This window comes from Streptomyces lushanensis (genome assembly GCF_001700515.1).
In the GTDB taxonomy this organism is placed as follows: domain Bacteria; phylum Actinomycetota; class Actinomycetes; order Streptomycetales; family Streptomycetaceae; genus Streptomyces; species Streptomyces lushanensis.
Map to the genome: position 1 here is coordinate 1 of NZ_MAUD01000215.1, position 9,040 is coordinate 9,040.

The 9,040-nt window shown below is 74.3% G+C and carries 2 protein-coding genes; both read right to left on the reverse strand.

Annotated features, from left to right (window positions below; all coding sequences use genetic code 11):
* The coding region (locus BFF77_RS18800) for a beta-ketoacyl synthase N-terminal-like domain-containing protein (RefSeq protein WP_281196549.1) at positions 1–2,158 on the reverse strand (2,158 nt) is incomplete at its 3' end.
* A 74-nt stretch (positions 2,159–2,232) separates the two neighbouring features.
* Positions 2,233–9,033 (reverse strand): type I polyketide synthase, encoded by a 6,801-nt coding sequence (locus BFF77_RS18805; protein ID WP_079125288.1) that lies wholly within the window; start codon positions 9,031–9,033, stop codon positions 2,233–2,235.
* Between the last annotated feature and the right edge of the window lie 7 nt (positions 9,034–9,040).

Here is a 9,040-nt window from a genome sequence, read left to right on the forward strand (position 1 = left end):
GCTGGACCAGCTCGGTCACGGCCTCCTCCGGGCCGCAGATCATCGACTGGTTGGGCGCGTTGTCGTGCGAGAGCACCACGTCGGTACGGCCGTTCAGCTCGGCGAGCACCCGCTCGGCGGGCATTCCGAGCACACCGAAGACGGCACCGGGCACACGCAGCGCGTCCGGGTCGAAGTCCGCGAGAAAGGCGTCGACCTCATCGGCCGCGTGGATACCGCCGCAGGCCATGGCGGTCCACTCCCCCACGCTGTGCCCGGCGACCGCGTCGGGGACGACGGCGAGCCTGCGCAGCGCGGTGTCGAGCATCCGGCCGAGCTGGAAGACGGCGGCGCCGTGCCGCCCGACATCACCCACCCGGGTGTCCTGTCCCGGCGACCAGGGCAGACCGAACCGCTCGGCCAGTGCGGCCACATGGACCTCGAACTCCGCTTCGAGGCCCGGGAAGACAAAGGCGGTGCGTCCGCCGGCCGGGCCGAGCAGCGGGCTCGGGCTGAACCACACATCGCTGCGGCCACGCCATGGCACACCCTTGGCGACCGCCTTTCTGGCCAGCTTCAGCCGGCGCCCGGTCGGATCGACGATGCCGAGCCTGACCGGGCCCGCGGCCGGGACGCGCTCGTCGAGCCCGGCGGCCAGCACCGCCGAGTCGTCGGCGTCCAGCAGGGCGGCCAGCTCCGCCGGGCCCGACGCGGCGAGCCGCAGGACGCGTTCCGGCTCGCTCACCGTCGTACGGGCCTCACGCGCGGGACGGGTGCCCCTCGCCGTACGTGCCACGGGAGCGAGGGCCGGGGCCGCCTGCTCCAGGACCACATGGGCGTTGATACCGCCGAAGCCGAACGCGTTGACGCCCGCCCTGCGCGGTACGCCGGTGGCGGTGTCCTCCCAGGCCGTGGCCTTCGCGAGCGGCGCGAACCTGGTGGCCTCCAGGGCCGGGTTCGGCTCGTCGCAGTGCAGGGTCGGCGGCAGCACTCCGTGGTGGATCGCGAGCGCGGCCTTGATCAGTCCGGCGATCCCGGCGGCGGGCATGGTGTGACCGATCATCGACTTCACCGAGCCGATGGCGGCCCGCGCCCCCGACGCCGGTCCGAACACCTCTGTGAGCGTGGCCAGTTCGGCCCGGTCACCGGCGACGGTGGCGGTGCCGTGCGCCTCCAGCAGCCCGAGGGCGTCCGCCGCGCGCGGGTCGAGGCCGGCCGCGTCCCAGGCCTGCCGGACCGCGCGGACCTGACCGCCGGGATCCGGGTTGAGGAGACTGGCCGAGCGGCCGTCGCTGGCCACTCCGGTCCCGGACACCACGGCGTACACACGGTCGCCGTCGCGCTCGGCGTCCGCGAGGCGCTTGAGCACCACGACACCGGTGCCCTCACCGATGAGCACCCCGTCGGCGTCGCGGTGCAGCGGACGGATCCGCTCGCTCGGGGAGAGCGCCCCGAGCTGGTTGAACACACTCCACAGGGTGATGTCGTGGCAGTGGTGCACCCCACCGGCCAGCATGACATCGCAGCGCCCCGCGGCCAGTTCGCGGACCGCGTGGTCGACCGCGACGAGCGAGGAGGCGCAGGCCGCGTCGACGGTGTAGGCAGGGCCGCGCAGATCGAGCCGGTTGGCGACCCGGGAGGCGGCCAGATTGGGCACCAGACCGATGGCCGACTCGGGCTGTTCCGGACCCAGTTGTCCGGCGAAGGCCGCCCTGACCTCCTCGATGCGGTCCTCGCCGAGCTCGGGCGCAAGCTCACGCAGCGTACGCACGAGCTGGCTCGCGGTCCGTACCCGCTGGTCGAGCCGGACCAGTCCGGGCGTCAGATAACCGCCCCTGCCCAGAACGATCCCGGCGCGCTGCCGGTCGGCCGGCAGTACGCACTCCCCGCCGGCGTCCTCGACGGACCGGTTGGCGACCTCCAGCGCGATGAGCTGGTCCGGCTCCGTGCCCGCCACGGAGGAGGGCATGATGCCGAACCGCGCGACGTCGAACTCGGTGGACTGGTCGACGAATCCGCCGCGCCGGCAGTACACCCGGTCGCTGCGCCGGGGCCCGTCGGGCGCGTAGAACTCGGCGTCCCAGCGGTCGGCGGGGACCTCGGTGATCGCGTCGACGCCGTTGACGATGTTGTGCCAGTAGCCGTCCAGATCCCTGGAGCCCGGGAAGAACGCGGCCATGCCGACAATGGCGACCGGGGCGGTGGCCTGCGCGGCGGCCCGCGTGACCGCCGGTGTGCGGGAGGACACGGCGGTCACCAGCCCGACGCGGTGTAGACCGTCGCGTGGACCTCGGGCGCGCCCCAGGCCAGTTCACGCAGCAGGCTCAGCGGCCCTTCCTCCGGATCGATCAGCTTGATCCCCCGGGCGGCGTAGGAGCGCATCAGTTCGGGAGTGACCATGCCGCCGTTGGTCTCCGCCGCGGCCCACGGGCCCCAGTGGACGGTCAGACCGCGCCGCTCCGGGGTGGACCAGCGGCGTCCCAGCTCCTCCAGCGCGTCGTTGGCGGCGGCGTAGTCGGACTGGCCGCGATTGCCGAGGGCGCCCGCGATACTGCCGAAGAGCACGGCGAAACGGGGCCCGGTGGGCAGCGTGCCGACCGCGTCGAGCACCGCGCGCGCACCGCCCACCTTGGTGGTGAAGACCCGGCGGAAGGACTCGACCGGCTTCTCGGCGATCAGCTTGTCCTCGATGACTCCGGCCGCGTAGACCACGCCGTCGAGCCTGCCGTGCTCGGCGTGGATGTCCTTGACCGTGGCGCGGACGGCCTCCGTGTCGAGTACGTCGACACAGTGGTAGCGGACCTGGCTGCCGAGCGCCCGCAGCCCCTCGACCGTGTCGCGGACCTCGCGCGCGGCGAGCACGGCGGACACCCGGCGCTCGACCTCGGCGGGCGAGGTCATGCCGGAGCGGAGGAAGGCGGCGCGCAGCGCGTCGCGGTCGGCGGCCCCCGCGGTCACCGGGTCCTCGGTCCCCGTGGGCACCGGGGTACGGCCCATCAGTTCGATACGGCACCGGCTGACGGAGGCGATCGTACGGGCGAACCGCGCGGTGATACCGCGCGCGCCGCCGACGAGCAGGACGACCGCGTCACGGTCGAGCCCGGCCGCCTCGGCCTCGGCGACCCCGTCACCGGCCGGGCCCGCGCCGGTGGCGGCGAGCGCGCCCAGATCGGTGGGGACCAGCCGCAGGGCGCGCCGGGTGCCCGCGCCGGTCAGGACGACCGGTTCCCGGTCGGTGGCGGCGAGTTCGGTGACGAGGGCCGTGGCGATCTCCTCGGGCCCGGCGCCGGCCGCGACCTCGACCAGGGTCGCGGTGAGGTCCGGATACTCGCGGGCGACGCTGCGGAAGAAGCCGCGCAGCCCGCTGGCCGCGCCCTCGGTCCTGCGCTCGACGGTGAGCAGCCGGCGCGGGGCGCCCGCCAGCACGCTCCGGTAGAGCGGGAATGCCTCGGGCAGAGGCGGCTCGGGCGTGTCGAGGGCGTCCAGATGGATCACCGCGTCGGCGGTGGTCTGCGGGAGTTCCCCCGCGGGTACGAGTGTGGGCACGGCGCCGGCGGCGCGCAGCCGCTCGGCCACCACCGGGGCCAGTTCACCGCCGCCCAGCAGCAGGACCGTGCTGCCGCTCTCCACGGAGCCGGTCACCACGGGCAGTTCGATCTCGGTGAACTCCAGTCGCTGCGGCGCCAGGATCTCGGCCTCCGCGGTCGTGGACGGCTCGGCGGAGGGCGCCGGGGCAGGAGCGGCGGTGGCCGTCTCGGCCGGTCCCGCGAGCAGATCGACGAGGAGCGCGGCGATCCCGGCGGCGGTACGGGCGGCACTCAGACCGTCGATGTCCGCACCCGCACCCACCGGAAGACCCAACCGAACCGCCAACTCACCCGCGATCTCAGCCCGCTTGATCGAATCCACACTCAAATCAGCCTCAAGATCAAGCTCCGGCTCAATCATCTCCACCGGATAACCCGTACGCTCCGCCACCACCGCCAACACCGAACCCAGCACCGCCTCCCGGTCCCTGGCAGGCGCGGCGGTCACCACGGGTGCGGCGAGGGCCGGGCGGTCCACGGGTGCGGGCAGTGCGGCGGGGGCGGGCACGGCCACCGGCGCCGACGCGTAGGCGAGCGGCCGGCTCAGGGGCCGGTCGGCCGGGACGGCCACGGGCCCGCCCAGATAGCTCAGCATGACATCTCGCTGCGCCGCCACCAGGTCCCGGCTGGTGCGCAGGAACTCGGCGACGAGGGCGTCCGGTCCGGACGCGGCGGCGCCGTGGGGGGCGTGGTTCTCCGGCACGATCAGCTCCGTAACAGGTCGGGCGGGGTGCAGGGCGTCGGGGGGAATGGTGCCGTCGGCGCGGCGCACGAGCTGGCCGTCGACGGTCCAGCCCGCGGTCCGTCCGGCCACCGCGGTCTCGGGATCGACCGCGTCGCGGCCCTGGAAGAGCCGGCCGGTGCGGACGTCGACACCGCTGACGGCGAGCTGGGCCAGGGCGGAGAGGAAGCCGGTCAGTCCGGCTCCCCGGCCGCCGTCCAGCGGAACGGTGCGGTGCGGGCGCTCGCCCAGGACGGCGGAGACCAGCCTGCTCAGCACCCGGCCGGGACCGACCTCCGCGAAGACCCGGGCGCCGGCCGCGTACATGGCCTCGATCTGCTCGGTGAACCGGACGGGCGCGCCGATCTGTGCCGCGAGACCGGCCCGTACCGCCTCCGGGTCCGCCGGGTACGGATCGGCCGTGCGGTTGGCCCAGACGTCGAAGTCCGGCGCGTGGACGGTCATACCGGCCAGGCTCTCGGCGAAGGCGTCGCCCGCTCCGGCCAGCAGCGGGCTGTGGAAGGCACAGGCGACCTGGAGCGGCTTGGCCGGGAAGCCGGCGTCGCGCAGCCGCGCCACCGCCGTGGCCATCGGCCCGGTCGGCCCGGAGATGACGGTCTGTTCGGGCGCGTTGCGGTTGGCGGCGACGACGGCCTCGGCGAGACCGGAGGTCCGCAGCACCTCCTCGACCTGCTCGGCCGTGGCGGAGACGGCGGCCATGGTGCCCGGATCGCCGCCCTCGACCTGGGCCAGGATGGCTTCGGCGCGGGCCGCGCTGGCGGTGAGGACGTCCCGCGGCGCGAGTGCCCCGGCCACACCGAGCGCGACCAGTTCGCCGTAGCTGTGGCCCGCGGCCATGGCGGGCCGTACACCGAGCGAGGCCAGCAGTTCGGCGGCGGCGAGTTCGACCACACCGAGCGCGGGCTGGGCGACGGCCGTGTCGGTGATCCGGGCCAGTTGGCCCGCCCTGCCCTCCTCGTCGAAGGCGGCGGGCGGATAGAGCGTGTCCGCCCAGCGGGCGCCGAGCTGGAGATGGCGCTGCAACTCGGGGAAGGCCACGAAGAGTTCGGCGAGCATTCCGGGCCGCTGACTGCCCTGCCCGGGGAAGAGGAAGGCCAGCTCACCGGGGACAGAGCCGCCGCTCCCGGTATCGCCGGTGTCCTCGTCGGCGGTGTGGAGGCCCGCCTCCGGGTCCCGCTCCCCTTCGACGGCCCGGCGCAGCAGCTCCGCCAGCGCGGACAGGCTGTCCGCCACGAGGGCGATCCGTACGGACTCACCGCGGCCGGCCGCCCGGTCGGCGCGCAGGGCCGTATGACGCGCGTAGTCGCGCAGTCGCCACCGGCCACCGCGCTGGAGCAGTTCCAGCAGGGCGCGGGCGGAGCGGCGGGCCGCCTCGGTGTCCCGGCCGCGGAAGGTGAACAGTTCCGCCGGCCAGGTGTCCAGGGAATGAACGGGTGGCGGCTGGTCGTACGCGCGTAGAACGACATGGAAATTCGTGCCGCCGAAACCGAAGGCGCTCACACCCGCGACGCGCTCCGCCGGTTCCGTGGCCCAGGGCCGGGCGGCGGTGTGGAAGACGAACGGGCTGCTCCCGCCGTCCCAGGCCGCGTTCGGCTGCCGTACATGCAGCGTCGGCGGCTTCACCCCGTGGTACAGGGCCAGTGTGGTCTTGATCAGTCCGGCCAGTCCCGCGGCGCACTTGGTGTGCCCGATCTGGGACTTCACCGAGCCGATCGCGCAACTGGCGGGCTCGGCACCGGCCTCGGTGAACACCTCGGTCAGCGTGGCCAGTTCGGTACGGTCGCCCACGACGGTGCCGGTGCCGTGGGCCTCGATCAGACCGACGTCGGCGGGTGAGACACCGGCGTTGCGGTAGGCGCGGGTGAGCGCGGCGCGCTGGCCCGCCGGGCGGGGCGCGGTCAGGCCCAGCGCGCGGCCGTCGCTCGCGCTGCCGACACCGTCGATCACGGCGTAGATCCGGTCGCCGTCGCGCTCGGCGTCGGCGAGCCGCTTGAGGACCACACAGGCCACGCCCTCGCCGAGCGCGATGCCGTCGGCGGCGCCGTCGAAGGTGGCCGAGCGGCCGGTCGGGGACAGCGCGTGCACCGAGGAGAAGAGCAGGTAGTCGTTGATGCCGTTGTGCAGGTCGGCGCCGCCGCACAGCACCAGATCGCTGGTGCCGGTGATCAGCTCCTTGCAGGCCACGTCGACGGCGGTGAGCGAGGAGGCGCAGGCGGCGTCGACGGTGTAGTTGGCACCGCCGAGGTCGAGCCGGTTGGCGATCCGTCCCGCGATGACATTGGCGAGCATCCCGGGGAAGGAGTCCTCGGTCAGCCGGGGAAGCTGCTCGTCGAGTGCGGACGGGATGGTGCCGACATAGCCGGGCAGCACCGTGCGCAGGGTGGTCGCGTTGGACAGATCGCTGCCCGCCTCCGCGCCGAACACCACGGAGGTACGGGCGTGGTCGATGCCGGTACCGGCGTATCCCGCGTCGGCCAGCGCGCGCCGCGCCGCCTCCAGCGCGAGAAGCTGTACGGGTTCGATGCTCGCCAGCGAGGCCGGCGGAATGCCGTAGCGCAGCGGATCGAAGGGGATCTCGGGCAGGAATCCGCCCCAGCGTGACGGGGTGCGCTCGCCGTCGCCGTCCGGCGCGTAGTACCGCTCGGCGTCCCAGCGATGGGCCGGGACCTCGGTCACACAGTCCTTGCCCGCCAGGATGTTGGCCCAGAAGTCGGCCAGGTCGGGAGCGCCGGGGAACATGCCCGCCATACCGACGACGGCGACCCGCAGCGGCGCGGGCGCGGGCTCCTCCGCGGTGTCGCCGGGACCGAGCGCGCCACGCAGCGCGGCGGCGCGCTCGCGCAGCCACGCGGCGGCGCCGTCGGCGACGGAGTCGTGCAGCGCGGCGACGCTGGTGGTGGCGGAGCGCAGCACAGAGACCTCGCCCGCCATGAACATGCCTTCGTCGGCCTGGCGCGTCTCGTCGACCGGGACCAGTTCGTCGCCGACGCGCTCGATGCCCTTGCTGGCGAGCCTCAGTCTGCCGACGTTGAACCGCTCCAGGCGCTCCCAGATCTCGCGGTCGGGCACGCCCTGCTCACGCAGTTCGTCCTTGAGGGCCGCGAAGTCCTCGGTGATGGCGCTGTGCGCGCAGCGGGTGGCGTGGCCGGGCGCGGTCTCCAGCAGATCGGTGCGCTCGGCGGCTACGATCCTGCGCTGGAACAGCGGCTGGATCGCCCCGGCCGCCACGGCCTCCTCGGTGAAGAGATACGCGGTGCCCATCAGCACACCGAACGCGACACCGGCACGCGTCAGCGGGGCGGCCAGGGCGGCGGCCATCGCGGCCGACCGCTCGTCGTGGATACCGCCCGCGAACAGGACCGTCAGCTCACCGGCCGTCCCGGGCCCGGACTCGGCCAGGAAGTCCAGCAGGACATCGGTCTGGGCCTGCCAGAGCGGGAAGCTGTTGCGCGGTCCGACATGGCCGCCGCACTCGGCGCCCTCGAAGATGAACCGCCGCGCTCCGGCGGCGAGGAACTGACGCAGCAGTCCCGGTGAGGGAACGTGCAGGAAGGTGGTGATGCCCTCCGCCTCCAGCGCGGCGGCCTGGGCCGGCCTGCCGCCCGCGATGATCGCGTGGGTCGGCTTCAGCTCCCGTACGACGTCGAGCTGCGCGGCCTTGATCTCCTCGTCGGCGAATCCGAGCACGCCGACACCCCACGGCGCGTCCGCGAGCGCCGCCCGGGTGCGCTCCAGCATCGACCGGGTGCGCTCCGCGCTCGCGAGCGCCAGGGCGAGGAACGGCAGCGCGCCCGCGGACGCGACGGCGGCGGCGAACTCGGGTTCGTCGCTGACCCGGGTCATCGGGCCCTGCGCGATGGGCAGCCGGCTGCCCAGGACCCGTGCGCCCGGCGATCCGGCGGCCAGCGCGGCGGCGGGCTCGTCGTCCGCCACGGCGGCGGTCATCGCCGCCCGGACACCGCGCACGGCCTCGCCCACGGTTGCCCAGCGCTCGGCGAACGTGGCGGCGAGGAAGGCGTCCTGACCGACCGGCAGGAACTGGGTCCGCGGATCGTCACCACCGATCCTGGCCTCGAACTCGGCCGCGTCCCCGGGCAGTTCGGGAGCGCCGGGGCCACGGCGGCGGAGCACGCGTATCCCGTGGTGCAGGACGGTCTCCGAGCCGTCGAGCCCGGTGAGCGCGCCGGTGATCTCCGCGGGCAGCCCCGCCTCGTCGAACAGCGCGAGCTGGGTGTCCAGGACGACACCGGCCGCTCCTCCGGCGACCGCGGCGGCGGCCGTGTGCGGTCCGATGCCGCCGCACGCCCACACGGGCACGGTGACGGACGGGTCGGCCAGCACCCGCTGCAACAGGACGAAGGTGCTCAGCTCACCCGCGCGGCCACCGCTCTCGGCGCCGCGGACGATCAGGCCCGAGGCTCCGTCGCCGACGGCCCGCAGGGCACCCGCGAGGTCCGTCACCTCCACCAGGACACGACGGCCGGCGAACTCGGCGGGCGAGCGCCCGGGATCCGCCAGCAGGACGGTGTCCACCAGGTCGGGCAGATCGGTGACGGCGACGGTACAGCCGGGCCGTATCCGGACCCCGAAGGGCAGCGACGACCAGCGGCGGGTGCGGTCGAGTGTGTCGGCGACATCTCGGGGGTCGTCGACGGACAGCTCCAGCACGCCGATCGCGCCCGTCCGGGCGGCGACGGCCGTCAGCCGGGGCGACGGCCGGTGCAGGGGATTG